Source organism: Kitasatospora sp. NPDC041988 (assembly GCF_055588525.1).
This window is the reverse complement of sequence record NZ_JBVJCO010000003.1, coordinates 65000-90723: the sequence shown is the minus strand read 5'-3', so window position 1 is coordinate 90723 and position 25724 is coordinate 65000. Positions and strand designations below refer to the sequence as shown.

Below are 25724 nucleotides of genomic sequence, written 5' to 3'. Positions count from 1 at the left end.
GCACGGACCCACGCACGCCCACAGCCACCCGGTGGCGCCGCCGCACGCCGGCCCCGTCCCCGGCCCGGCGAGGTGGCGTGCGCTCGCACTGCTCTGCGCGGCCTAGTTCATGCTGATCGTCGACGTGACGGTCGTGAACGTAGCCCTTCCGTCGATCGCCGAGGACCTCGCGCTCGGCCGATCCGGCCTGACCTGGGTCGTCGCCGCCTACGCACTCACCTTCGGCGGACTGCTGCTCCTCGGCGGGCGGCTCGCCGACCAACTGGGCCGTCGGCGTGCCTTCCTGGCCGGACTGACGGTCTTCACCACGGCCTCGCTGCTCTCCGGGCTCGCCTGGAGCGGCGGCGCCCTGATCGCCGCCCGCGCCGCCCAGGGCGTCGGCGCGGCGCTGCTCTCCCCGGCCGCCATGTCGATCATCACCACGACCTTCCACGGGCCCGAACGCCACCGGGCCCTCGGCATCTGGGGCGCGGTCGGCGGCAGCGGGGCGGCGCTCGGCGTGCTCATCGGCGGCATCCTGACGGACGGGCCCGGCTGGGCCTGGACCTTCTTCGTCAACGTCCCCGTCGGCCTCGCCGTTCTGGCGCTCCTGCCGCGCCTCGTCCCCGCCCAGGCTCCCCGGCCCCAGGGCGAGCCGCGGCCGCCCGCGATCGACCTCCCGGGCGCCGTCACCGGCACGGCCGCCGTCGCGCTGCTCGTCTACGGCCTGGTGCGCGCGGGCGAGGCGGGCTGGCGCAGCCCCGGCGTCCTCGCCCCGCTGGCCGCCGCCGCGACAGCCGCCGCCGCCTTCGTGCTCGTCGAGCGCCGGGTGCCCCAACCACTCCTCCCGCTGGGCCTGCTGAGGGACCGGCGGGTCACCGGTGGAACGGTGCTCATGCTCCTCGCCTCCGGCCTGCTGCTCGCCGGCTTCTTCCTCTCCTCCTGGTACGTGCAGCACCGACTCGGCCGCACCCCGCTCGGGACGGGACTGCTCTTCCTCCCCGCCGCCGTCGGCACGATCGTCGGCGCGCACGGCGCGGCCCACGCCCTCGGCCGGTTCGGGTTCCGGCCGACCGCCGTGACCGGCTTCACGGTGGCCGGCGCGGGTGCGGCACTGCTGGCCCGGCTGCCGGGCGACGGCAGTGCGGTGGTGGACTTCCTGCCCGGGTTCACGCTGCTCGCGGTGGGGCTGGGCGCCGGATTCGTCAGCGCCACCACGACGGCGATGAACGGCGTCGGGCACGACAACGCCGGGCTGGTCTCCGGCCTCGTCAACACCGGCCACGAACTCGGCGGCGCCCTCGGCGTCGCACTAGCCTCGCTCCTCGCCGGATCGAGCCTCGCCGGCACCGACGGCCTGTCCGGCCTCCGCACAGCCTTCGCGGTAGCGGCGGTCACCGCCGTCGTCACGGCGGCGCTCGCCCTCCGGCTGGTACCGCCGGGCCGGCCGGAGGCGACCGACGGCCCGGTGTTCGCCCACTGAGCCCCGCCGGGCCCGGCCGGGTCCCGCCGGGTCCCACCCGGCCTCGGCAGGCCAGGCGGGCACTTGACGCCGCAGGCCCGGCGGGCGCCTGAGCTCCGCGGGGCCCGACCCGATCCCCGCGTAGGCTGCCGCCATGACACCGACCGACAGCCCGCGCCGCACGCCGACCGCACGGCGCGCCGACGCGGAACGCAGCATCACCGCGATCCTCGACGCCGCCCTGGTCTGCTTCGGCCGCAGCCCCGACGCGACGATGACCGAGATCGCGAAGGCGGCGGGCGTCGGCCGGGTCACCCTGTACGGGCACTTCAACTCCCGTGAGGCCGTGCTCGACGCGCTCCTGGAACGCACCCTCGCCGAGATCGACGCCGCCGCCGACACCGTCGGCCTGGAGACCGGCCCGGCGGCCGACGCCCTGGGCCGGCTCCTCGGCACGCCCCACCTCCTCGAACGCTTCTCCGGCCTCCACGCCGCCGCCGTCCGCCACCTCGGCCCGGAGGACGTCCGGCGCCGGCACGACCCCGTCCTCCAACGCCTCGACCACCTGATCGCCCGCGGCCAGGACGAGGGCGCCTTCCGCCGCGACCTCCCGCGCCCCTGGCTCATCACCAGCATCTACGCCCTCGTCCACGCCCTCATCGGCGAGATCGAGAGTGGCCGCCTGCCGGCCGAGGACGCGGCCGCCACCCTGACCTCGACGGTCCTGGGCCTGCTCGCCCCGTACTCGCCGCACGGGCGGTAGCGCGGGCGGTCGCCGGCCGAGTCACAACTCGGGCTCGCTGTACGTTCGTTGGCCGGCGCTCGTGCGTCCGGGCCGGGATGCTCGATGGACCGGGGACCGGGGGACCGGGGGACCGGCGAGCCGGGGGCAGTGAGGGGCAGCCGTGGGGGAGCGCGAGGAGCGGGGCGATGGCGGTCCACAGCTGTCGGCGGAGCCCCCGAGAGGCCGTGCTACCCGGCGGCCTCGCCGGCCAGGCGGGCGAACTCGGCCTCCGGGTCGAGCTGCGCCCGGTAGTCGAAGTGCAGTGGCAGGGTGCCGTCCGGGCCGGCGAAGGCGGTGAGCGGGGCCGCGCCGGCCGGGAGCAGCCGAGAGGCCTTCCACTGCTGGGCGAGGACGGCGAGCGGCGCGCCGTCACCGGCTGTCGCGATCCAGGTGGCCCGCCCGCCGGCGATGGAGGCGAGGTAGCCGGAGGCCAGGATCCCGTCGACGAGCGACTGGACGGAGGTGCCGTCCGGAACGTCCAGCGTTCCGGCGTGCGGCGCCGACACGTCGTCGCCCATCGCGACGCTGTCCCGGGTCAGTTGGACTCTCATGCGGGCAGCCTAGACGAGTGGGGTCCGATGTTCCCCGGTGATGGTGTGACCGGGGGAGCTACCGGGTGAAACGGCGTCAGTGGCGTCGGATCCGGCCTGCGGATCCGCCGCCTCGCCCGGGTGCTGCCCGTTTGACAAACCCGCTTGCCGGAGCGGCAGATAGTAGGCATGGCCCATTCCCACCACACCGACGATGCCGCGGACACACCCGGTGCCACCGAGGAGCTCTCCAGCGTCCTGGACGCGGTGGGCCCCCGGCTGCGGGCGCTGCGGCGTGAACGGGGCACCACCCTGGCCCGGTTGAGCGAGGCCACCGGGATCTCCCTGAGCACCCTCTCCCGCCTGGAGTCCGGCGGGCGCAAGCCCACCCTGGAACTGCTGCTGCCGCTGGCCCGGGAGTACCGGGTCCCCCTGGACGAGCTGGTCGGCGCCCCGGCCACCGGGGACCCGCGGGTCCACGCCCGCCCGTTCACCCGGGGCGGCCAGACCTTCGTCCCACTCACCCGCCACCTCGGCGGGCTGCACGCCTACAAGCAGATCATGCCCCCGGGCTTCCGGGCCGGCCCCGAGGTGGAACCCAAGGTGCACGAGGGCCACGAGTGGGTGTACGTCCTGGCCGGCCGGCTGCGCCTGCTGCTCGGCTTGCAGGACTTGGTGCTGACGGCGGGTGAGGCGGCCGAGTTCGACACCCGGATCCCGCACGCCTTCGGCAACGCCGGGCCGAACGCGGTCGAGTTCCTCAGTCTGTTCGGCGCCCAGGGCGAGCGCATGCACGTCCGGGCGCGGCCGGGAACCTCCGATCGTTAGCTGACAGCGGGGGTTCCGTCCGGACCCCGCAGGCCGTTGGGAGGGGCCCGGGATGAGTGGCGAGAACACTGCGGAGACCGGCGGGGCGGGTGGGGCATCGGACCCGGGCGGTGCGGCCGGCCGGAGCGAGGTGATCGTCACCGACGAACTGGCGGGCGGCGGTGCGGAGTCCGAGAGCGTGGCGGAGTCCGGAAGCACCCCGGAGCCTGGGACCGGGGCTGAGCCCGACGCCGACGGGGAGCCGGAGCGCGGTCGGTCGGAGCGCAGGAAGCGCCCGTTCTGGCAGGAGCTGCCGATCCTGGTGGTGGTCGCCCTGCTGCTCTCACTGGGCATCAAGACCTTCTTCGTGCAGGCGTTCTCGATCCCCTCGGGTTCGATGCAGCACACCCTGGAGAAGGGCGACCGGGTGCTGGTCGACAAGCTGACCCCGTGGTTCGGGGCCACGCCCGAGCGCGGTGAAGTGGTGGTCTTCCGCGACCCGGGCGGCTGGCTGGAGACGGCGCCGGAGGAGTCCGGCAACTCCGTCGTCCGGGGCATCAGGAAGGCGCTCAGCCTGGTCGGCCTGATGCCCTCGCAGGACGAGAAGGACCTGATCAAGCGGGTGATCGCGGTCGGCGGCGACACCGTCGAGTGCAACGCCGGCAGCCCGGTGAAGGTGAACGGCGTCGCGCTGGACGAGCCGTACATCTACCCGGGGGCGACGCCCTGCGGCGAGGCGCCGGTCGGCACGGTCAAGGTCCCCAAGGGCCGGATCTGGGTGATGGGCGACCACCGCAATGCCTCCCGCGACTCCCGCTACCACGTCAGCGAGCCCGGCGGCGGCTTCGTCCCGGTGGACAACGTGATCGGGCGCGCCTTCGTCGTCGCCTGGCCGGTGGGTCACTGGGACACCCTGTCCGTCCCCGGCACCTTCGACCGGAAGGCCCTCGACAACCAGCAGGCGCAGGCCGGTACGGGTGCGGTGGGCGGGGCCGGCGGCGCCGACCCGCTGGAGGGGCTGCCGGCTCCGGAGGCCGCCGCGCTCGCTGCCGTCGTCCCGCCGGCCCTCTGGCAGCGCCGCCGGGCCGCCCGCCGGACGGATGCCAAGGAGGCGGGCAGTGCGACGTCCTGACCGCCTCGGCTCAAGGACGCGACGGGCCCGCCTCGCCTGCGGCCGGGAGGTTCCGACGGGCGCCGCGTTCGCCGAGAGTCGACCTCACCAGTGATCAGACCGGGTCCTCGTCAGTCCGCGAGGGCATCGCGCGTGGACGCAGGACGTCCATGCCGATCACGATCGCGCATGTACACCACTCAGTCGAGACAGAACTCGTTGCCCTCGACGTCCTGCATCAACTGGCACGACTCGTTCTCGTCATCGGCAAGCAGCAGTTTCCCGCGTACCGCGCCGAGCGCGACCAGTCGTGCGCATTCGGCCTCGAGTACGGCGAGGCGCTCCTCACCCACGAGCCCGGTGCCGACCCGCACGTCGAGATGCACCCGGTTCTTGACGACCTTGCCTTCAGGAACGCGCTGGAAGTACATGCGCGGGCCCACACCCGAGGGATCCATGCAGACGAACCCCGAGTCCTGACGCTCAGGCGGCAGTGAGAGATTGAAGTCGTCCCAGGTGGCAAACCCCTCCGGCGGCGGCGGGACGACGTACCCCAACACCTCGCACCAGAAACGAGCGACGCGCTCAGGCGATGCGCAGTCGAAGGTGATCTGGACCTGCTTGATCGATGGCATCGGCCCATCATAGAGGCGGGGTCTTTCGTCGGACCGTCGAGTTGAAGGACTCACGGCCCGGGGTGCTGCTGCCGGCCGGCGGGCGCCGTCCGGTCCACCTGGCCGGGATTGGCCCTGGCCGCCGCGCCCCGCATCCGTCGAGGATGGGTGGCATGAACGACTTCCCCGGCGCGCTGCGCCCCGAGAGCCGGACCGTCCACCCGCCCGTCCAGGAGGTGACCGGCAGCCGCCCGCTGGGGGTGCCGCTCCACCAGGGCCACCTGTTCGCCTTCGAGGACTCCGACTCGCTGGTCCAGGCCTTCACCGCCCCGGACCAGGCGTTCTTCTACAACCGGTTCGGCAACCCGACCGTCCGCTCGCTGGAGACCGCGGTGGCCGGCCTGGAGGGCGGCGCAGGCGCGATCGCCACCGCCTCCGGCATGGGCGCGATCAACACCGTCCTGCTCGCCCTGCTGCGCTCCGGGGACCACGTCATCGCCCAGCAGAGCCTCTATGGCGGCACCTTCGCGATGCTCGCCGACCTGACCCGGCGCTGGGGCATCGAGGTCACCCACGTCCGCGGCGACGACCCCGCCGAGGTGCGGGCCGCGCTGCGCCCCAACACCCGGCTGCTGCACCTGGAGACCATCTCCAACCCGACCACCCGGGTCACCGACCTGCCCGCTCTGCTCGCCGTCGCCCGCGAGGCCGGGGTGGTCGGCGTGGTCGACAACACCTTCGCCAGTCCGCTGCTCTGCCGGCCCATCGAGCACGGTGCCGACATCGTGATCCACTCCGCCACCAAGTACCTCGGCGGCCACGGTGACGTACTGGCGGGCGTCGCCGTCTTCGCCGACCCCGAACTGCACCGCGCCGTCTGGCACTACGCCACCGAACTGGGCGCCTCGGCCGACCCGTACGCGGCCTGGCTGACCCTGCGTGGAATGCAGACGCTGGCACTGCGGATGCGCCGCCACTGCGACACCGCGCTCGACCTGGCCGGCCGGCTCGCCGCGCACCCGGCCGTCACCGCCGTCCACTACCCGGGCCTGCCCGCGCACCCCGACCACGAGTTGGCCCGCCGTCTGCTGCCCGAGGGCCACGGCGGCGTGCTCGCCTTCGACCTGGCCGGCGGCCGCGAGGCGGCCCGCGCCCTCACCGAGTCGGTCCGGCTCGCCTCCCTCGCCCCCTCCCTCGGCGGCGTGCACACCCTGATCATCCACCCGGCCAGCACCTCGCACCGTCAGCTGGGCGACGCCGAACTGGCCGCCGCCGGCATCGGCCCCGGCACCGTCCGCCTCGCGGTCGGGATCGAGCACCCCGAGGACCTCTGGACCGACCTCGACCAGGCACTCGCCAAGCTCTGACCAGGCGTCAGCACCCGGGCGGGGGCGCGGCCGTCGGCAGTGCTTGCCTTGCGCCGTAAGGCCCCGACGGCATCCGCTCCCGCCCGGGACGCGCGTGATCACGTGATCAGGCGTTCCCGCGTCAGGCGTCCCCGCGCGGGCGGATGCCGTCGAGGGCGAGTTCGATGAAGCGGCGCCAGTCGCCGTGGCCGGTGCGGATGGCTCCGGACATGCAGCCCACGAGGGTGTAGACATCGGCGACGGTGAGATCGTGCCGGAGGGTGCCGCTCGCACGCCCCTGGTCGATCAGTGCCCCGACCGCGCTTTCGAGTTGGGCGAGCATCTCGCCCCTGGGCGCCGACGTGCCCACTGCCGCCGCGAGGGACGCGGACAGCCCCCGGTCCTCGGCGAGCATCCGGCCGACGTGGTGGAGGTACCGGACCAGCCCCTGTCCGGACTCGGGGTCGCGCAGGCCTTCGGTGCGGGCGAATTCGAGGATCTCGGCGAACCGGTGCTCCGCGGTGGCCTCGACCAGGGCCTGCCGGGTCGGGAAGTGCCGGTACACGGTGCCCATGCCGACCCCGGCGGCGCGTGCCACCTCCGGCATCTGGACGTCGTCGCCGCGTTCCTCGAACAGGGCGCGCGCGGCTGCCAGGACGCGGGCACGGTTGCGTTCGGCGTCGGCACGCGGCTTGCGGGCACCGGGTGTTGAGGGCGTCGGCGGCGTTGACAACGCGACCACTCTCCTGTCTAAATCTAAACGGAATCGGATTCCGGTTCCGATTATGCCATGCGAGGAGAGGCTGAGCCATGTCCGAAGGTCGTTTCATCCTGCTCGAACCGGGTGCCGCCCGCCCGGGGCGGATCCCGCTGCCGCCCGCGTTCGCCGTCAAGGCGTCGACCACCGACACCGAGGGCCGGCTCTCGCTCCTGGAGGTGACCGTCGCGAAGGACATCCCGCGACACACCCACCACCAGGCGGACGAGTGCGTCTACGTGCTGGACGGTGTCCTCGCGATCGAGTTCGACGAGGTGACGCACCTGGCGCCGAAGGGAACGTTCGCCCTGCTGCCGCGCGGCATCCCGCACGCGCTCCGCCGCGCCTCCGACCCGCCCCCGCGCGTCCTGCAGATCTCCTCGCCCGGCGGTTGGGAGCAGTACGTCGAGGACCTCATCGAGGCCGGGCCCACCGTCCTCACCGACGGAGAGCTGGACCCGGCGAAGATCAACCCGATCGCGGCCCGGCACCACATCAGCTACGACGAGCGGGACTGAGCGCCCCCGCACGAGGGCGGTCACCGTCGTCGCTCCGTGGGCGGTCAGCGCAGTGCGGCCGCCGCAGGCCCCGACCCGTCCGCCCGTGGTCGTGGCCGGGCCGCCAGGACGGCGATGTCGTCCTCGGCGGCCGGGGCGGTCGGGCCGGTGGGGGCGAGGGCGTGCAGGACGGCGTCGAGCAGGTCGTCCAGCTCGCCGCCTGCGGGCAGACGGAGGGCGGCGAGGCGGGCGAGGGAGGCGTCGATGTCCTCGTTCCGTCGTTCGACCAGGCCGTCGGTGTACAGCAACAGCGTTTCGCCGGGCAGCAGTTCGCGGGTGGTCTGCTCGTAGCCGCCGAGGCCGGTGCCGAGGGGCGGGCCGGTGGGGATCTGCAGCAGTTCGGTCGGGCGGCCGGGGGAGATCAGGGCGGGCGGGAGGTGGCCGGCGCTGGAGAGGGTCCAGCGGCCGCGGCCCGGGTCGGCGAGGGCGAGCAGGCAGGTCGCCGGGCGGGCGGACTCGTTGGCGGCGATGACGGTGTCGAGCTGACGCAGGATCCGGTGCGGCGGCAGGTCCATGCCCGCCACGTCGCGCAGGGTGGAGCGGTAGGTGCTCATGTCGACGGCCGCCTCGACGCCGTGGCCCATGACGTCGCCCATCACCAGCAGGGTCCGGCCGAACGGCAGCCGGACCGTCTCGTACCAGTCGCCGCCGACCACCGAGCTGGAGCCGGACGGCAGGTAGCGGGAGGCGAGTTCGAGGTTCTGGTGCGGGCTGCCGGGCTCGCTGAGCAGGGCCCGCTGGAGTTCGAGGGCGATGCCCTGGGAGCGGGTGTAGCGGCGGGCGTTGTCGATGCCGGTGGCGGCGCGGGCGGCGAGGTCGCCGATGAGGGCGGCCTCGTCCGGGGTGAAGCCGGGCGAGGCGGCGGTGCGGGCCAGGGTCAGCAGGCCGACCAGCCGGCCGCGGGCGGACAGCGGCACCGCGAGCAGCGAGGTCAGCCCGGCGGCCCGGTAGGCGGCCAGGGCGGCCGGATCGGGCGCGGCAACGGCGAGTTCCTCGTCCGCGAGCCCGTCCGCGAGCACCGCGACGCCGGCGGCCAGGGCGCGGGCGGCGGCCGATCCCTCCCGGTACCGCACGGACTCGCCGGGCCGGGCGGGCTCCGCCGCCGCCTCGCGCAGGCGCCCGGTGCAGTGGACGGCGGCACGGTGGAGCCGCAGCCCGCCGGTCCGGCCGGTGTGGGCGGTGGAGTCGGGCGGCAGGACGTCGACGGTCACCAGCTCGGCGAGCCGGGGCACGGCGAAGGCGGCCAGCTCGGCGCAGGTGGTGTCGACGTCGAGCGTGGTGCCGATCCGCTCGGCGGCCGCGTCCAGCAGCGCCAGCCGGGCCCGGGCCTGTGCCAGTTCGCGCCGCAGCTCCTGCTCCGGACCGGGGTCGTCCAGCACGACGACCACCACGCCGATGACGCGCCCGCCGGTCTCCAGCGGCCGGTAGCGGACCAGCAGGCCGGCCGGCACCGGGGCGCCCGCGCCGTTCGGCCCGCCGGTGGCATGCTCGCGGCCGCGGCCGTCGGCCAGGACGTGGCGCAGCGTGCCGGCCGCGCCCGCGAACGCCGTGCTCTCGACCGGCCGGCCGAGCAGGTCGGCCCGGCGCAGCCCGGTGGCGGTGGCGAATGCGGCGTTGACGTACTGCCAGCGCAGCCGGTCGTCCAGCAGCGCGACCCCGACCGGAGCGGCGGCGAGGACCTCGCGGAGCAGATCCGGGCTGTCACCCACCGTGACGGGCTCGCCGCTCGCGGCCGGGGCCGCCGCTGCCGCCGCCAGTGACCGGCTGTCCGGACCCGCGGGGGCGGCGCCCTCTCCTCCGTTGCCGTACCGGAACCGCATACGCCCATGATCACGCGCCGGGCCGCGGCGCGCCCAGAGACCGGCGAAACTTTGACTCGCCGGTAGTGATGTTGTAACCGGCTCGGGCTTCGCGGTGTCACCGGTTGGGGCCCGCGGCCGCCCCGGTTCAGGCCCCGTGCCCGGTGGGCGGCTGCTTCAGCTTGGCCCAGACGGTTTCCAGCGCGGCGATGTCCGCGTCGTCCAGCCGGTCGTCGAAGGCCTCGGCGAGCGCGGCGCGCCGGGTGGCGTCGGCCTCGGCGAAGAGCCGGCGGCCCTCGGCGGTGAGCGCGATGCGGACCGAGCGGGCGTCGGTGGGGGAGGGGGCGCGCTCGACCAGGCCGCGGGCCTGGAGCGAGTCGGCGACCCGGGAGACCTGGCTGCGGCTGAGCAGGGTCTTCGCGCCGAGGTCGGAGGCGGCGACCGGCTCGTCCTGGCCCTGCAGCCAGAGCATCACCTCGAACCAGGAGAGCGGCAGGTCGTGGGCCTTGGCCAGGGCCTGGTCGACGCGCGCGCTGAGGGTGGTGCCGGCCCAGACCAGGCCGTAGAAGGCGTGGTCGCGGGCGGTGAGGTCTCCCAGGGTGAGGTTTGTGCGCGCCATGCCCGGCACTCTACCTGTTTGCGTGTGCGCGCACATAGTGCCTATGGTGTGTGTGCACGCACATACCTGTCGCTTGGGAGCGCTCCGCATGACCACCACCCGCACCGTCCTGATCACCGGCACCTCCTCCGGCATCGGCCTCGCCGCCGCCGTGGCCGCCGCCCGCGCCGGCTACCACGTCGTCGCGACCATGCGCGACCCCGGCCGCTCCGACGCCCTGCGCGCGGCCGCCGCCGAGGCCGGCGTCGCCGACCTGGTCGAGGTCGCCCGGCTGGACGTCACCGACCCCGCCTCCGTCGCCGACTGCCTGGCCGGGGTTGTCGCCCGGCACGGCCGGCTCGACGCCGTGGTCAACAACGCGGGCGCCGGCTATGTCGGCACCATCGAACAGGACGGCCTCGACCCCGTCCGTGCCGCGATGGAGGTCAACTTCTTCGGCGTCGTCGACGTCACCCGGGCTGCGCTGCCGCACCTGCGGGCCACCGGCGGCCGGGTCGTCACCGTCACCAGCGTCGGCGGCGTCGTCGGCCAGCCCTTCAACGAGGCCTACTGCGCGGCCAAGTTCGCCGTCGAGGGCTTCATGGAGTCGCTCGCCCCGGTCGCCGCGACCGTCGGCGTCCACGTCACCGTGGTCGAACCGGGCGCCGTCGCCAGCGAGTTCGTCGCCAGCCAGGGCATCGACCTCCCCGCGCTGCTGACCGCCGCCGGCCCCTACGCCCCCGCGCTGAGCGTGTACGTCGAGCGCACCCGGGCCGCCTTCGACCAGGCCCAGACCTCCGCCGAGGCCGCCGAGACGGTGGTCGACGCCCTGACCGCCGAGCGGCCGCCGTTCCGGGTGCAGACCTCCGACCGGGCGCGCGCCTTCGTCGGTGCCAAGCTCGCCGACCTGGACGGCTCGGCCGTCCAGCAGGTCACCGGCGCCTGGGTCCGCTGACCGCGGCCGGCGGCGGGCTCGTCCCCGACGGTTCGACCGGCACGGTCGCCGCGATCGTCGCCCACGACGAACCGGCCGGGCGGAGCCTGTCGGCCGCGCCGTACCGGCTCACCGTCAACGGCTCGCTCCGGCCCGGCGGCTGACGCGACCGGGGCGGCGTCCCACCCCGTGGGCCACCTGCCCCGCAGCCCGGTGGCGGGGCCGGTCACCGGTCATACTTGGGCGGCGGCGCCCGAGCCCGAGCGCCGCCGCGCGCCGCCGACCACCGGGGCCCGCGGAGCACGCCCAGCCCGGAGGACCCGATGAGCCGCCACCTGCCGACCACCGTTCCGCCGGGCGGGGCGCCGGCGCAACCGTGGAACCGGCAGCGGCTGCGCAGCAACAACGAGTGGCTGCTGCTCGAACTGCTGCGCACCGGCGGCCCCTCCTCGCGCGCCCAGCTCGCCCGGGACACCGGCCTCTCCAAGCCCACCGTCTCCACCGCGCTCGCCGCGCTGGAACAGGCCGGACTGGCCCGGGAGGCCGGCCGCTTCGTACCCGAGCGAGGCCGCACCGCCGTGCTGTACGAGCCCGACCCGACCGCTGGCCACGTCCTCGGCGTGGACATCGGCCGGGCCCGGCTGCGCGTCGCGGTGGCCGACCTCGCCGGGCGGATCGTCGCCCGCCGGGACATCCCGAACAAGGGCCGCACCGCCAACGCGGTGGCCGACGCGGTGGTGGCCGCGGCCCGCGAGACCACCGCCGAGGCGGGCCTGGCCGCCGCCGAGATCGTCCACGCGGTGATCGGCACGCCCGGCGTCTGGGACGAGCAGCGGCGCGGCGTCCGGTACGCCACCAGCCTGCCCGGCTGGGGCAGACGCGGGCTGTTCGACCGGATCGGGGAGGGCCTGGAGACCGGGATCACCGTGGCCAACGACGCCAACCTCGCCGCCCTCGGCGAGTTCACCCTCGGCGCCGGCCGCGGCAGCCGGATGTTCGCCTACCTGCTGATCGGCACCGGCCTCGGCGTGGGCGTGCTGAAGGACGGCGAACTCCTCTCCGGTGCCCACGGCGCGGCCGGCGAGGTCGGCCTCGTGCCGCTGCCCGCCCGGCCCGACGGCGAACCGGGCGGGACGATCGAACAGGCGGCCGCGGCGGACGCGGTGGTCCGGACGGCACTGGAGCTCGGCATGCGCGGCCCGCTGACGGCCAAGCAGGTCTTCGACGCGGCCCGCTCCGGCGACCCCCTCGCCGCGGAGGCGGTGCGCCGCGAGGCCGAGCAGCTCGCCTATGCCGTCGCCGTCCTGTCGGCCGTGCTCGACCCGGACCTGGTCGTCCTCGGCGGCGGTCTCGGCAACAGCGCCGATCTGCTGCTGGAACCCCTGGAGCGCGCACTGCAGCGCCTCACCCCCCTGCGGCCGAAGCTCGCCCCGAGCGAGCTGGGCGAGGAGGCGGTCCTGCTGGGCGCCGTCGCGACGGCGCTGGAGACCGCCCGCCCCGAGGTCTTCGAACGGCGCTCGGCGCTGGTCGGCTGAGGCCTGTTCGGCGTTCTGACCAAGCGGGACGGGCGGCGTCCTCCCGAGCCGGGCGACCGCCCCTGCCTGCGGGAGGAGGGGCGGTCGGGGATCGGACGGGGTCCCCGCGTGTCCTTCTCGTCGCTACGGGCAGCTGACGACGGTGTCGCCGGGGGTGGTGGTGCAGGTGTCGAAGCCGGACCCGCCGTTGAGGACGTCGTTGCCGGGGCCGCCGTCGAGCGAGTCGTTGCCGAGGCCGCCGCTCAGGGTGTCGGTTCCCGGCCCGCCGATCAGGGTGTCGTTGCCGGCGCCGCCGTCGACCATGTCGTTCCCGGAACCGGCGTAGACGGTGTCGTTGCCGCCGCCCGCGCTGATGGAGTCGTTGCCGCCGAGGGCGCAGATCACGTCGTTGCCGCCGGTGCCGAAGAGGTTGTCGGCGTTGCTGGTGCCGATGATCGTGCAGCCGTGGCCGTTGTTCACGGTGGTGGTCGCGGTGGCGGTGTTGTTGGCGGGGACGGGGTCGGACTGGGTGGCGCTGACGGTGGCGGTGTCGGAGACGGTGCCCGTGGCCCTGGGTTCGACGGTGATGGTGACCGTGGCGGAGGCGCCGGCGGCGAGGGTGCCGAGGGCGCAACCGGCGCTGGTGGTGCAGGTGCCCTGGCTGGGCGTGGCCGACACCACGGTGGCGGGCCCGGTGAGGCTGTCGGTGAGGGTGACGCCGGTGGCGGGCGCGGTGCTGTTGTTGGTGACCGTCACCGTGTAGGAGGGGGTGTCGCCCACGCTGGCGGTGGTCGGCCCGGTCTTGGTGACCGACAGGTCCACCCCGGCGGGGGCGCTGTTCACGGTGGTGGTCGCGGTGGCGGTGTTGTTGGCGGGGACGGGGTCGGACTGGCTGGCGTTGACGGTGGCGGTGTCGGAGACGGTGCCCGCGGCCGTGGTGGCGACGGTGACGGTGACCGTGGCGGAGGCGCCGGCGGCGAGGGTGCCGAGGGCGCAACCGGCGCTGGTGGAGGCGGTGGTGCAGGTGCCCTGGCTGGGCGTGGCCGACACCACGGTGGCCGGCCCGGTGAGGCTGTCGGTGAGGGTGACGCCGGTGGCGGACGTGGTGCTGTTGTTGGTGACCGTCACCGTGTAGGCGGCCTGAGCGCCCTGGGTGACGGTGGCCGGTCCGGTCTTGGTGACCGAGAGGTCCACGCTGACCGGGGCCGTGCCACCACCCTCGTAGCGGGCCAACGCGAAGTCGTCGCCGCTGAAGCCCGCGGCGACGATCTTGCCGTCCGTCTGAAGTGCCACGCCGAGGGCGTGGTCGAGGCCGCCGCCGAAGTCGGTGGTCGCCTTGCCGTCACCGCTGAACCCGGTGTCCAGGCTGCCGTCGCTGTTGTAGCGGGCCAGCGCGAAGTCGCTGAAGTCCACGCCCACGGTGTCGCCGGCGGCGACGATCCGGCCGTCGGGCTGGACCGCCACCCCGTAGGCGATCTCGCTGCGCCCGAAGTCGGTGGTGACCTTGCCGTCGCTGCTGAAGGTGGTGTCGAGGCTGCCGTTGGTGTTGTAGCGGGCCAGCGCGAAATCGGTGCCGGTGTAGCCGGCGGTGACGATGCGTCCGTCGGACTGCAGGGCCACCGCGTGCCCGAACTCCACGTCACCGAAGTCGGTGGTGACCTTGCCGTCGGTGTCGAAGCCGGTGTCGGGGCTGCCGTCGGTGTTGTAACGGGCCAGCGCGAAGTCGTAGTTGCCGACGTTGTTGCCGGTGTAGCCGGCGGCGACGATCCGCCCGTCCGACTGCAGAGCCACCCCGCGCGCCGCGTCGGCCCCGCCGTTGAAGTCGGTGGTCACCTTGCCGCCGGCGCCGAAGCCGCCGTCCAGGCCGCCGGTGGCGGTGAGGCGGGCCAGCGCGAAGTCACCGGCCGTCGTGCCGGCGGCGACGATCTTCCCGTCGGTCTGCACCGCGACCCCGTAGGCGTCGTCGGCGCCGCCGCTGCCGAAGTCGACGAGCACCTTGCCGCCGGTGCCGAAGCCGCCGTCCAGGCTGCCGTCGGTGTTGTAGCGGGCCAGCGAGAACCAGCCGATCCCGCCCTCGGGCACCTCGCTGCGGCCGACCACGACGATCTTCCCGTCGCCCTGGACGGCCACCCCGCGGGCCTCGTCCGAGCCGCCGTTGAAGTCGGTGGTCACCTTGCCGCCGGTGCCGAACCCGCTGTCGAGGCTGCCGTCGGCGTTGTAGCGGGCCAGCGCGAAGTCGTCGAAGGCGCTGGCGTAGCCGACCGCGACGATCTTGCCGTCGGTCTGCACCGCCACGGCGCGCGCCTCGTCCGAGCCACCGCTGAAGTCCGTCGTGACCTTCCCGCCCGCGCCGAACCCGGCATCCAGGTCACCCGGTGCGGCCACCGCGACCGCGGGGAGGGACAGTGCGAGCACCAGGGCGGCGGCCGCCGTCACCCCGGCCCGGCCGGCCTGCGACCTGCGTCGGTGTGGCAAGGCTCGCCCGGACCCTGGTCGCGGACCGGAAATGGACAGGGGCATGGACATGCGGTCCACTCTGCCTCTCATCGTCATGCAGCCGGCCACAGCGTCCGGTGACCATCACGGCGGCGGTGTCTCCTCGCGGGTACCCCACGCACCCGCCGCCCCGGGCCGGACGTTCGGCTGACGAGCGCCCCGCCCCGGAGCGTTGGCCGCCATGCTTCTGGCCGCCGTTGCCGCGGCTCCCCACGGCCGGGCCACGCTGCGCCCACTGGCGGCCGGATTCCACCCGCACGAGTGAGGACCGCCCACGGCCCGGAGCAGCGGACCCGGCGTCAGGGCCCGCTGCTCCGGGCCCCGTGTGGTGGATCCTGGAGGACGGCCGCGAGAAGGTTGGTGACCAGGGGGCTCCGGTCGTTCCTGCGCCAGGCGACGGCGACTCGGGTGCGGGCCGTGTCGGGCTCGATCCTGCGGAAGGCCACGCCCTTGAGTCTGATCCGCCGGATGCCGGCCGGGGCCAGGGAGACACCAAGTCCGGTTTCCACCAGCGCGCAGACGGTCTGCCATTCGGTCGCGTGCTGGGCCACCCGGGGCGAGAAGCCGGCGGCGACGCACAGACCGGTGATCTGGTCGTAGAGCCGCGGGCCGACCTCGCGGGGCAGGAGGACGAACGGCGAGTCCGCCAGCCGGGCGACGCGGACGGTTCGCTGGGACGCCAGGGGGTGCGCGGAGGGCAGGACGGCCACGAAGCTCTCCGTCAGGACGGTCTCGAAGCCCAACTCTCGCTCCTCGTCAGGTGGTTCGCGCAGCAGTCCGATGTCGATGCTCCCCTCGTGCAGGGCGCGGATCTGCGGCGCGGTGGTCATCTCGCGGATGTCCAGGTGCACACCGGGGAACCGCTCCCGGTAGGTGCGCAGCAGGCCGGGCAGGACGGTGAGGGCGAGGGAGGCGGCGAAGCCGATCCGGAGCAGGCCGGCCTTCCCGCTGCCGGCGGCCCGCGCCGCCGCCAGCCCGTCGGCGAGGTCCGTGAGGGCCCGCTGGGCGGCGGGCAGGAGTTGACGGCCCGCCGCGGTGAGGGCGATGCGCCCCGGTTCCCGGCTGAACAGCGGGTGGCCGACCTTGTCCTCAAGACGGCGGATCTGCTGGCTCAGGGGCGGCTGCGCGATGCCCAGGCGCGCGGCCGCATGGCCGAAGTGGAGTTCCTCGGCGAGAACGGTGAAGGCGTGCAGCTGCGGCAGGGGAAGTTCGGGGCGCTCCATACGCCCAGGGATATCAGACGATGGCCGTGGGTGTATTGGACGTATCAGTGCAGGCCTCCTAGCGTTCGGCGCATGACAGAGCGACGTGCGATCCTCAGCGGTTCGACCTTCGAGGAACAGATCGGCTACGCCCGCGCCGTGGTCGACGGCGACTGGGTGCACGTGTCCGGCACCACCGGATTCGACTACGCCACCATGACGATCTCCGACGAGGTGGTGGAGCAGGCCGAGCAGTGCCTGCGCAACATCGGAGCGGCACTCGCCGAAGCGGGGTGCGGATTCGCCGATGTCGTGCGGGTGCGGTATCTGCTGCCCGAGCGGGAGGACTTCGAGCCCTGCTGGCCGGTCCTGCGCCGCTGTTTCGGAGACATCAGGCCGGCGGCGACGATGCTCGTGTGCGGCCTCGCCGATCCCCGCATGAGGATCGAGATCGAGGTGTACGCCCGGCGTGCCCTCCGGAAGGCCTGAAACTCCGCAGGAGTATCCGCGCCCGGCATTTGACCACCGGCCCTCTGATCGTGCCCGCCCCACCAAGCCGTCCGGACCGTCAGAAAGCCCCTGTGAGGCCGGGTAAGGTCGGACGAGGCGGGCCGGCGATCGGAAGGAAGTGCCCGATCGGGTGCGAAGTGGTGCCCTCTTCCCTGCCCTTGTGGACCTCCCGGGACCGCGGCGGCGCCGGTAGACATGCATCCTTGGGCCGGCCTGAGGACACCGCCATGCGGTGGCACCCGCCGGACGCCGCGATCGAGGTGGGAACCGGTGGGCCAGGTCCGGTTGTCCTGGGGACGGGGGCCTCGGCCCGAAAGGCCGTGCGACAGCCCGCAGACTCTCTGCGAGGCGGTGGCCGGATTCGCGACGAGCCCTTCCCCTTTTCCAGCGCGCACCACAGGGGGCGTCGCGCCGACCCGAATGGAGTCCGATGTCCGACATAACCGCCGAGGAGCCGCGCCGAGGTGCGGCCGACCCGACGGTCTTGGCTCTGACCGCGATATCCGCAGTGATGGCCGCGCTCTTGGTCAGAATCCTCCTGCTGGACAGCGAGTCGTCGGACTACTACTACTTCCTCGGCCCCTGGTACCAGTACATCGCGGATCACGGCGGGTTCGGCGCCCTCAGCAACGCGGATTTCTCGGACTACAACGTCCCGTACCTCTACCTCATGGCCGCGCTCACCTACCTGCCGGTGCCGGCGCTGGCGGGCATCAAGTGGATCTCGATCCTGTTCGACCTGGCGCTGGCGTCCTACGCGTTCCGCATCGTCGCCCTGCGGCGGCCGCAGCGGCCCGGGTACGCCGTCGGTGCGGCGGTGGTCGTCCTCTTCCTGCCCACGGTCGTGACCAACAGCGGCTGGTGGGGCCAGGCCGACGCGATCTTCACGACCTTCCTGGTCGGCGGCGTCTACCACGTGCTCCGCGACCGGCCCTGGTGGGCGTGCGCGTTCTTCGGGATCGCGCTGGCGTTCAAGCTCCAGGCGGTCTTCCTTTTCCCGCTCCTGCTGGTGCTGGTCCTGGTGAAGCGGATCCCCTGGTCGAGCCTGCTGGCCGTCCCGGCGGCGTATGTGGCGCTCGACGTCCCCGCCTTCCTGCTCGGCGCCGACCCGTGGCAGCTGCTGACGGTGTACACCCGGCAGCCGGACACGTACAAGCAGCTCACGCTCAACGCGCCGTCCGTCTACCAGTTCGTCTCCGTGCCGCAGGCTGATGAGGATGCCGTTCGGGGCGCCGGCGTCCTGGTCGCGGGCGCGGTGGTGCTGGTACTGGTCGGGCTGGCGGTGTGGTCCGTCCGGCGGGCCGGCGGTGCGGCGGGCCGGGACGGGAGGCCGGCGCTCACGGACACCAAGGTCCTGCTGCTGGCCACCGCCTCCGCGATCGCGGTGCCGTTCCTGCTGCCGTCCATGCACGAGCGCTACTTCTACGTCGCCGACGTGCTCAGTGTGATCGTCGCCTTCCAGCGGCCCCGGCAACTCTGGTACGTGCCGGTCCTGGTGCAGTTGTCGTCCCTCGGCAGCTACCTCAAGTTCATCGCCCCCGACGTGTCGCCCTACCTGTCGATGCCGGCTCACGGCGTGCTGATGCTGCTGGCATTGATGGCCGTACTCCGGGCCACGGCCGTGGAGTTCAGGGGCTCGCCCGCGTCGCCCGTCGGCCGCGCCCAGGAGTGGGCCCAGAGCTGACCCTCAACGCCTCCCCGGCGTCATCGCGGCCGTCCCGGCCGGCCCCTCGCGAAGGGTGCCGGCCGGGACGCGGACGTTCACCGGGCGAGGGACGGGTCGTCGCCACGGGCAGCTGACGACGGTGTCGCCGCGTGTCCGCTACGCGAAATCGCCCAGCTCTCCCGGGCTGAAGGTGTCCGCTACGCGAAATCGGCTGTCCTCATACGCCGTTCCTGTCAGACCTCTTGAGGATCTAGCGTGATCAGGGCGGCAGCCCCGGTGCACAGGTGCTTTCTCCGCAGCTGACATCCATGCCTGATTCCAGGGAGTCCTCATGTCCTCGACTGCGACGACTGCGCGCGGTTCAACGCCGGTCGACGTCGCGCCACGCCGACCCGGGCTGGTGCTGTTCATGGTCTGCGTCGCGATCTTCATGCTGATGCTCGACGCAATGGTCGTCTCCGCCGCGCTCGGCGAGATCCGCTCGGACTTCGACGCCTCCATCGACGGGCTGCAGTGGGTTGTCGACGCCTACTCGATCCCGCTGGCCGGCGTTCTGCTGACCTTCGCCACGCTCGGCGACCGGTTCGGACGCAGGCGTATGTACGTGGCCGGCATGCTCGTGTTCACCGCTTCGTCGCTGGCGATGACGCTGGCGGGCAGCATCGTGCAGCTCGACGTCCTACGGGTGGTGCAGGGCATCGGCGCCGCCATGCTGTTCGCCACCGCGCTGCCGCTGCTGGCGGTCGCGTTCCCCGAGACCGGGGCCCGGGCGAAGGCGATCGGCATCTACGGGGCCGTCATGGCGAGCGCGACCGTCCTCGGCCCGGTCATCGGCGGTGCGCTGGTCACTCAGTTCGGCTGGCGCTCGATCTTCCTCATCAACGTGCCGATCGGCATCGCCATCACCGTGCTGGCCGCGCTGAAGATGCCCGAGACGGCGAGTACCCCGGACCACCGCGCCGACTGGCTGGGTTCGCTGCTGCTCACCGGGGGCCTCGTGGCCGGCGTGTTCGCCCTGACGCGGAGTCACGCGCTCGGCTGGACGTCGGGGACGGTCATCTCCCTGATCGTCATCGGGGTCGTCCTGCTGATCGCATTCCTGGTCTGGCAGACGCGGGCCAAGTACCCGCTCTTCGACATCTCGATGGCGAAGAAGCCCGGCTTCACCGGCACCGCGATCGTGTCGATCGCGCACATGGCCACACTGATGGCCGCGGCCACCTACCTGGCGCTGTTCCTGATGGGCGCGCTCGGCTGCACGCCGTTGGAGATGGGCCTGCGGTTGCTGCCGATCAGCCTCTGCGCGATGATCGCCGCACCCGTGACCGCCATCTTCGCCAAGCGTGTGTCGATCGGGGTCGGGCTGACGGGCACGATGGTGTTGGTGACCGCGGGCATGTACCTGTTGGGCAACTTCGGTCACGACGACAGCTGGATCCACTTCCTGCCCGGCATGATCATCGGTGGTGTGGGCATCGGCGCGCTCACCGCGCTCAACCAGGCCGCGTCGCTGACCTTCGCCTCGCAGGAGAACGCGGGTATGGCCAGTGCCACCTTCGGCACCCTGCGGCAGGTCGGCATGGCCATGGGTATTGCCGGGCTCGGTGCGATCTTCAGCCACGTCGCCGAGGACAAGGCGGAGTCCGGGCTCGCGGCGGTCCCCGGGGTCGGCGCGGTGCCGCAGGAGCTGAAGGAACAGTTCGTCCACCAGGTCGGGTCCGGGGCCGGACATGAGGTGGTCGAGGCGGTGCCGTCGCAGTTCCACGACGCCGTGCCCGCGCTGACCCGCGTCGCCGACAGCGCATCGATCGACGCGCTGAACTCCATGACGACCCTGGGCGCGGTCATCGGTGCGGTCTCCGTGGTGATCGCGGCAATCGCCTTCGCCATCGACCGCGGCCGGGTCAGCCGGCAGTAGCAGGCGTCTGAACAGGAGTCGGAGCCGGCGCCTGTGTGATCGCGGATGTGGCACCACTCCCGCTGAAGTACGCGGCGGGAGTGGTGCCCACTTCCCGTCGGAACGCGGTGATGAAGGCGCTGGCGCTCTGGTAGCCGACCGCGCGGGCGACCCGGGAGATCGGCTGTCCCATGCCCAGCATGGGCAGCGCCGCGTTGAGCCGTTCGTTGGTCCGCCAACTGCTGAAGCTCACCCCGGTCTCGGCGCGGAACCGGCGCGAGAGGGTGCGCGGCGACGCGCCGACCTCCCGGCCCCACTCCTCCAGATCCCGGGGGTCGGCGGGGTCCTGCTTGATGGCGAGCGCGACCCGGAGGGCCAGGGGATCGGTGGGGAGGATGGTCGGGATCGTGGCGACCGACATGGGCTTCATCAGGTCCCACAGCACGGCCGTGACCCGGGCACGATGCTCCACGGCGCCTCCGCCGAGTTCCACGAGGTGGGACAGCAGCGGTCCGACCAGTCCGGTGGCGTCGATGACGGTCGGGGCTTTCCAGCGCAGCGGGCAGTCGTCCGGCTCGAAGTACAGCGAAAACATCGCGGAGGAGGAGCTTGGGACGACGGCGTGGTCCACACCGCCGGGTATCCACAATGCGCGCGAACGCTGGACCACCCAGCGCAAGTTGTCGACCTCGATCGTGAGCGGGCCGCTCGGCGCCCAAGTCAGCTGATGCTGAGGGTGTTCATGGGCGGGGATGTTGGTTCCCGGCTCGAGCGCGACGACCATGCTCGCGACGGCGAAGGCCGGACAATCGACAGTGAAGTGCGTTTCACCGATCACAGCCCCAACTCTACTTGTGGCTCAACGGATGACCGCCGGCGGTGGGAACACTTCCACGAGGAGGGCGATCATCTCCCTCTTCCTCCTCGACATCACCAGGAACCACGACGTGTTCGGACGCCTCTTCAGGATGCGCAATGACGCCAACGTCCGGCCCCTGGCCGCTGAATGCGGGCTGCCCGCCGACGTGTCGGAGACCGTCCGGTCCGAAACGTCCGGTTGATCGTCCGGTTCGGTAACTTCGCGGTCGGCCCGGCGAGCTGGTGCCACGTCAAACGACGTTTGCCCTGCGATGTCTGTGTGATACCTTCGGCGTCGCCGTGCACTACTGCATACCCAAGGAGGTGAGACCGATCAACGCTGTCACAGGTCGGGGCTCCCTCCCTTGCATGGTCTAGGGAGCGCCCGCAAAGGCATCCCGAAAGGCTTTGCAACGCTATGCGCTTCACCTCCATCTCCGAGACGTCGTCGGACGGCGTCACCGAGCAGCTGTTCACCATCGGTGAGATTCCCGGTGTGCTGTGGACGCCGGAACACGCAGTGGACCCCCGCCCCCTGATCCTGATGGGGCACGGCGGCGGGCAGCACAAGAAGGCCCCCGGTATCCAGGCCCGCGCGGCCCACTTCGTCACCGAAGGCGGCTATGCCGTCGCCGCGATCGACGCGCCGAACCACGGCGACCGGCCGAAGGGCGAGGAGTTCGTCCGGGTCACGACCGAGATGCGGGCCCGGATGGTCGCCGGCGAGGACCCGACCGCGCTGGTCGCCGGCCTGCACGACCTCCTGGCCGGCCAGGTCGTCGCCGACTGGCAGGCGGTCATCACCGCGGTCCAGGAACTCGACCACGTGGGAGCCGGCCCGGTCGGCTACTGGGGCATGTCGATGGGCTGCGGCCTCGGTCTGCCGCTGCTCGCCGCGGAACCCCGGATCCGCGCGGCCGTCCTGGGCCTGCTCGGCGTACACGGGCTGGCCGACACCGCAGCCAAGGTCACCGCCCCGGTGCAGTTTCTGCTCCAGTGGGACGACCACCTGGTCCCGCGGGCCCAGGGCCTGGCTCTGTTCGACGCCCTGGCGTCGACCGAGAAGACACTGCACGCCAACCCCGGCAAGCACGGGGAGATCCCCGCGTTCGAGACGGACAGCTCGCTGCAGTTCTTCGCACGGCAGCTCGGTTAGGGCCGCGGCCCCACGGTGACCGGGGCACCCGGCTGCCCCGCGCCGATGCGGCGGGGGGCAGCCGGACGTCGCACTGCGACAGTGGCCCCGCGGGGCACTTCGGATTGCCCCTTCGGGCTGTTCCGGCGCGAACTGGAGTCGTCATGGCGGCATGTCGTCGACCCGGCGTCGGAGGGGGCAGCAGGATAATCGCGCGGCCCGGCCGGACAAATTCGCGGGTGATTTCCACCACCCGCCCCGGTCGGTCCGGGTTTGCCCCGCCCGACCCCGGGCCCGCGCCCGGCAGGACAGTTGGCGCCATCGGCCGGACAAGGGCGAACGACGGGGCGCTGCCTCGGTCTCAAGGACGCGTCGAGCGCCCCGGCGGAGCGGGTGGGCGACGGGCCGCCCGAAGTCGGCCGCGGGGATTCCCGGGCGTACGCAACCTTTCGCCCCACTCGCGGCATCCAAGTGATGTCAGGGCCGTGAGAGGGAGGGACGCCGTACGCGAAGCCACGGACGCACGGGTGAGCAGCAGGTGAGCAGCAGGGGCCGGCGTGCATTCGCCGTCGACGGATTCCTCCACAGGATTCCTCCGGGTCCATGTCGCTGACCGGGGATGAATTGGTTGCAGGCAGCCCGCATTTCCGGCACGTCCATTGAGTACGTATACGACTTGATGTTCCGGGATCGACTTCCCATGTCTGTTGCACAGCTGTGACAGCCCCGTGTGACAAACCGTTCGATCCGCGGGGTGCGAAGGCTAGCATTTCGACATGGAATCGAATCTCCCCCCGATATGGAATTCATCCGATAGCGCGGCTCCCCGCCCGTCTCGCAATTCGCCGCTTCGGCTGGCCCGCTACGGGGCGACCTTCCTGGGTGTGAGCGTGGTGTCCGGCGCACTGCTCGCCGGCATGGCCCTGCCCGCCGCCGGGGCGCTCGGACTGGCCGCGAAGGAGACCGCGGAGGGGTTCGACGACATTCCGGACGACTTCAAGACCCCGCCGCTGACCCAGGCCACCCAGATCTTCGACGCCAAGGGCGGGCTGATCGCCAAGGTCTACGAGCGCGACCGCACGGTGCTCGCCGCCGACCAGATGTCGCCGTTCATGCGGCAGGCGCAGGTCGACATCGAGGACGCCCGCTTCTACGAGCACGGCGCCGTCGACCTCAAGGGCGTGCTCCGCGCGATCGGCAAGAACGCGGAGAGCGGCACCGCCTCGCAGGGCGCCTCGACGCTGACCCAGCAGTACGTGAAGAACGTCAACGTCGAGCAGGCCGGCGAGGACCAGGCCGCCGTCCGCGAGGCCCAGCGCAAGACCCTCGGTCGCAAGATCCAGGAGCTGAAGGTCTCGATCAAGCTGGAGGAGGAGCTGACCAAGGAGCAGATCCTCACCAACTACCTCAACATCACGTACTACGGGAACGGCGCCTACGGCGTGGAGGCCGCCTCCCAGCGGTACTTCAGCAAGAGCAACAAGGATCTGACCATCGCCGAGGCCGCCACGCTGGCCGGGCTGGTGCAGAACCCGTCGGCCTACGATCCGAAGCTGCACCCGCAGGCCGCGCAGAACCGCCGTGACGTGGTGATCGACAAGCTGCTGGAGAACAAGCACATCACCGCGGACCAGGCCAAGGAGGCCAAGGCCGCCCCGCTGGGCCTGAAGTACAAGGAGCCGCAGCACGGCTGCATCACCGCCAACGCCGGGATGGGCTTCTTCTGCGACTACGTGCGCCATGTGGTCAAGCAGGACCCGGTGTTCGGCAAGACCGCCGCCGACCGGAAGAAGTTCTGGGACCAGGGCGGCTTGAACATCTACACCACCCTCGACCCCGCCAAGCAGGCCGCCGCCCAGAGCGCTGTGAGCGACAACGTGCGGATCACCGACAGCGTCTCGGCCGCCGCCACCATGGTCGAGCCGGGCAGCGGCAAGATATTGGCGATGGCCCAGACCCGCCCGTACGGCCTTGCGACGAGCAAGAACGAGACCGTCGTCAACCTCAACGTCGACGCGGCGATGGGCGGCGGCAACGGCTTCCAGCCCGGGTCCACGTTCAAGCCGGTCGTCGCGGCCGCGGCGCTGGAGGCGGGGCTGCCGGCGACCCGGGAGTACTCGTCCCCGAACAGGCTCGAGTACCCGACGATGAAGACCTGCGAGGGGACCTGGAGGAACGAGGCCAGGCCCAAGGCGGTGGTGCCCAACGAATCCGCGAACGAGAAGGGCCCGTACCAGCTGAAGCAGGCGATGGCGCTCTCGGTCAACACCTACTTCGTGCAGATGGAGCAGGAGATCGGCCTCTGCTCGGTCAAGCAGATGGCCAACAAGCTCGGCGTCACCGCCAAGGCCAGCGGCAAGCCCCTGGAGGAGGTCCCCGCGATGGCCCTGGGCGTCGAGGAGATGAGCCCGCTGACCATGGCCAACGTCTACGCGACCTTCGCCGCCCAAGGCACGCACTGCGCCCCGATCGCTATCAACAAGATCACCACGGTGGACGGCAAGGACGTCCCCACCCCGGCCGGCCGCTGCGAGAAGGCGTTCTCCGAGCAGACGGCGCAAGCGATCAACACGATCCTGAACGGCGTGACCGAGAACAACGGCACCGGCGCGGCGCTCAGCCTGGAGGGCGGCCGACAGATCGCCGGCAAGACCGGCACCTCGGACCACAAGAAGGCCGCCTGGTTCAACGGCTACACCCCGCAACTCGCCACCGCCGTCTGGCTCGGCGGCCCCGACGGCGGCGTCGAGATGCGCGGCATCACCATCAACGGGAAGTACCGCACCGAGGTGTTCGGCGCCGACGGCCCCGGACCGATCTGGCGGGACGCCATGAACAAGGCCCTGCGAGGCACGCCCCAGCAGTCCCTGCCGATGGCCGACATCCCCGACCCGGCCCCCAAGACCGACCCGACCTCCACCGAGACCGGTACGGGCTCGCCGGCCACCACCCCGCCCACCACCCCGCCCGCCACGCAGCACTGACAGCGGTGACCCCCGGGGCCGCCGGCGGCGGCGCCGCTGTCCGCGGTCCGGGGTCCGGGGACCGGTCCCGCGCGGGCTGTCCCCGCCAGGCCCCGGGGGCCCGGCCCCCCGCTGGGAGGGGAGGGGGGGGGGGGGCACACAAGCCAAGGACAAGGCCTTCCTGAAGGCGCCCACTGAAGTGCCC

General features: G+C 72.6%; 21 protein-coding genes. 13 read left to right on the top strand and 8 right to left on the bottom strand.

All coding sequences use genetic code 11. The features are described 5' to 3' along the window. Positions 1–109: 109 nt before the first annotated feature. Together ACZ6NC_RS05075 and ACZ6NC_RS05070 are read left to right on the top strand one after the other, a co-directional pair. Complete coding sequence (locus tag ACZ6NC_RS05075) at positions 110–1462, top strand: MFS transporter (RefSeq protein WP_465729099.1); 1353 nt, start codon at positions 110–112, stop codon at positions 1460–1462. Between the two features lie 133 nt (positions 1463–1595). Next, positions 1596–2204, top strand: coding sequence for a TetR/AcrR family transcriptional regulator (locus tag ACZ6NC_RS05070; RefSeq protein ID WP_465729097.1), 609 nt, complete (start codon positions 1596–1598; stop codon positions 2202–2204). Positions 2205–2413: 209 nt separating this feature from the next. Here the strand turns inward: ACZ6NC_RS05070 and ACZ6NC_RS05065 are convergent, their stop codons facing one another. Next, on the bottom strand, positions 2414–2776 hold the full coding sequence (locus ACZ6NC_RS05065; protein WP_465729095.1) for a hypothetical protein: 363 nt from the start codon (positions 2774–2776) through the stop codon (positions 2414–2416). A 168-nt stretch (positions 2777–2944) separates the two neighbouring features. Here ACZ6NC_RS05065 and ACZ6NC_RS05060 point away from each other — a divergent pair, with 168 nt between their 5' ends. Next, positions 2945–3583: a helix-turn-helix domain-containing protein gene (locus tag ACZ6NC_RS05060; RefSeq protein WP_465729093.1), complete on the top strand. Its 639-nt coding sequence runs from the start codon at positions 2945–2947 to the stop codon at positions 3581–3583. Positions 3584–3635: 52 nt separating this feature from the next. Further along, positions 3636–4694 carry a signal peptidase I gene (lepB, locus tag ACZ6NC_RS05055; protein WP_465729091.1) on the top strand — a complete coding sequence of 353 codons (1059 nt, stop codon included), beginning with the start codon at positions 3636–3638 and terminating at the stop codon, positions 4692–4694. A gap of 179 nt (positions 4695–4873) precedes the next feature. Here the strand turns inward: lepB and ACZ6NC_RS05050 are convergent, their stop codons facing one another. Continuing rightward, positions 4874–5308 carry a VOC family protein gene (locus ACZ6NC_RS05050; protein WP_465729089.1) on the bottom strand — a complete coding sequence of 145 codons (435 nt, stop codon included), beginning with the start codon at positions 5306–5308 and terminating at the stop codon, positions 4874–4876. 152 nt (positions 5309–5460) lie between these two features. Here ACZ6NC_RS05050 and ACZ6NC_RS05045 point away from each other — a divergent pair, with 152 nt between their 5' ends. Next, a complete protein-coding gene (locus ACZ6NC_RS05045; RefSeq protein WP_465729087.1) occupies positions 5461–6654 on the top strand; it encodes a trans-sulfuration enzyme family protein in 1194 nt (397 codons plus the stop codon). A gap of 121 nt (positions 6655–6775) precedes the next feature. Here the strand turns inward: ACZ6NC_RS05045 and ACZ6NC_RS05040 are convergent, their stop codons facing one another. Next, on the bottom strand, positions 6776–7366 hold the full coding sequence (locus tag ACZ6NC_RS05040) for a TetR/AcrR family transcriptional regulator (RefSeq protein ID WP_465729085.1): 591 nt from the start codon (positions 7364–7366) through the stop codon (positions 6776–6778). 77 nt (positions 7367–7443) lie between these two features. Between ACZ6NC_RS05040 and ACZ6NC_RS05035 the strand changes: the two genes are divergently transcribed. Continuing rightward, a complete protein-coding gene (locus ACZ6NC_RS05035) occupies positions 7444–7908 on the top strand; it encodes a cupin domain-containing protein (protein ID WP_465729083.1) in 465 nt (154 codons plus the stop codon). 44 nt (positions 7909–7952) lie between these two features. Here the strand turns inward: ACZ6NC_RS05035 and ACZ6NC_RS05030 are convergent, their stop codons facing one another. Both ACZ6NC_RS05030 and ACZ6NC_RS05025 read right to left on the bottom strand, forming a co-directional pair. Further along, positions 7953–9767 carry a SpoIIE family protein phosphatase gene (locus ACZ6NC_RS05030; protein WP_465729081.1) on the bottom strand — a complete coding sequence of 605 codons (1815 nt, stop codon included), beginning with the start codon at positions 9765–9767 and terminating at the stop codon, positions 7953–7955. A gap of 127 nt (positions 9768–9894) precedes the next feature. Beyond that, entirely contained in the window at positions 9895–10365 is a 471-nt protein-coding gene (locus ACZ6NC_RS05025; protein WP_465729079.1) for a MarR family winged helix-turn-helix transcriptional regulator, read from the bottom strand. A gap of 88 nt (positions 10366–10453) precedes the next feature. Here ACZ6NC_RS05025 and ACZ6NC_RS05020 point away from each other — a divergent pair, with 88 nt between their 5' ends. Then, on the top strand, positions 10454–11299 hold the full coding sequence (locus tag ACZ6NC_RS05020; protein ID WP_465729077.1) for an SDR family NAD(P)-dependent oxidoreductase: 846 nt from the start codon (positions 10454–10456) through the stop codon (positions 11297–11299). Positions 11300–11601: 302 nt separating this feature from the next. Beyond that, positions 11602–12813: an ROK family transcriptional regulator gene (locus ACZ6NC_RS05015; protein ID WP_465729075.1), complete on the top strand. Its 1212-nt coding sequence runs from the start codon at positions 11602–11604 to the stop codon at positions 12811–12813. Between the two features lie 123 nt (positions 12814–12936). Here the strand turns inward: ACZ6NC_RS05015 and ACZ6NC_RS05010 are convergent, their stop codons facing one another. Then, positions 12937–15267 (bottom strand): calcium-binding protein, encoded by a 2331-nt coding sequence (locus tag ACZ6NC_RS05010; RefSeq protein ID WP_465729073.1) that lies wholly within the window; start codon positions 15265–15267, stop codon positions 12937–12939. A 320-nt stretch (positions 15268–15587) separates the two neighbouring features. Further along, positions 15588–16511 carry a LysR family transcriptional regulator gene (locus ACZ6NC_RS05005; protein ID WP_465729071.1) on the bottom strand — a complete coding sequence of 308 codons (924 nt, stop codon included), beginning with the start codon at positions 16509–16511 and terminating at the stop codon, positions 15588–15590. A gap of 72 nt (positions 16512–16583) precedes the next feature. Between ACZ6NC_RS05005 and ACZ6NC_RS05000 the strand changes: the two genes are divergently transcribed. From ACZ6NC_RS05000 to ACZ6NC_RS04990, 3 genes are all read left to right on the top strand, one after another. Next, the gene (locus tag ACZ6NC_RS05000; RefSeq protein ID WP_465729069.1) at positions 16584–16979 is read left to right on the top strand and encodes a RidA family protein; all 396 of its coding nucleotides are present in this window, start codon (positions 16584–16586) and stop codon (positions 16977–16979) included. Between the two features lie 451 nt (positions 16980–17430). After that, positions 17431–18684 carry a glycosyltransferase 87 family protein gene (locus ACZ6NC_RS04995; protein ID WP_465729067.1) on the top strand — a complete coding sequence of 418 codons (1254 nt, stop codon included), beginning with the start codon at positions 17431–17433 and terminating at the stop codon, positions 18682–18684. A gap of 313 nt (positions 18685–18997) precedes the next feature. Continuing rightward, the gene (locus ACZ6NC_RS04990) at positions 18998–20584 is read left to right on the top strand and encodes an MFS transporter (protein WP_465729065.1); all 1587 of its coding nucleotides are present in this window, start codon (positions 18998–19000) and stop codon (positions 20582–20584) included. Here the strand turns inward: ACZ6NC_RS04990 and ACZ6NC_RS04985 are convergent. Further along, positions 20571–21401 (bottom strand): helix-turn-helix transcriptional regulator, encoded by an 831-nt coding sequence (locus ACZ6NC_RS04985; RefSeq protein ID WP_465729063.1) that lies wholly within the window; start codon positions 21399–21401, stop codon positions 20571–20573. The two genes, ACZ6NC_RS04990 and ACZ6NC_RS04985, sit on opposite strands and share 14 nt — an antisense overlap. A 438-nt stretch (positions 21402–21839) precedes the next feature. Here ACZ6NC_RS04985 and ACZ6NC_RS04980 point away from each other — a divergent pair, with 438 nt between their 5' ends. Both ACZ6NC_RS04980 and ACZ6NC_RS04975 read left to right on the top strand, forming a co-directional pair. Then, positions 21840–22577, top strand: a complete 738-nt coding sequence (locus tag ACZ6NC_RS04980; protein ID WP_465729061.1) for a dienelactone hydrolase family protein — start codon at positions 21840–21842, stop codon at positions 22575–22577. 863 nt (positions 22578–23440) lie between these two features. Next, positions 23441–25540: a transglycosylase domain-containing protein gene (locus tag ACZ6NC_RS04975; protein WP_465729059.1), complete on the top strand. Its 2100-nt coding sequence runs from the start codon at positions 23441–23443 to the stop codon at positions 25538–25540. Positions 25541–25724 lie beyond the last annotated feature (184 nt).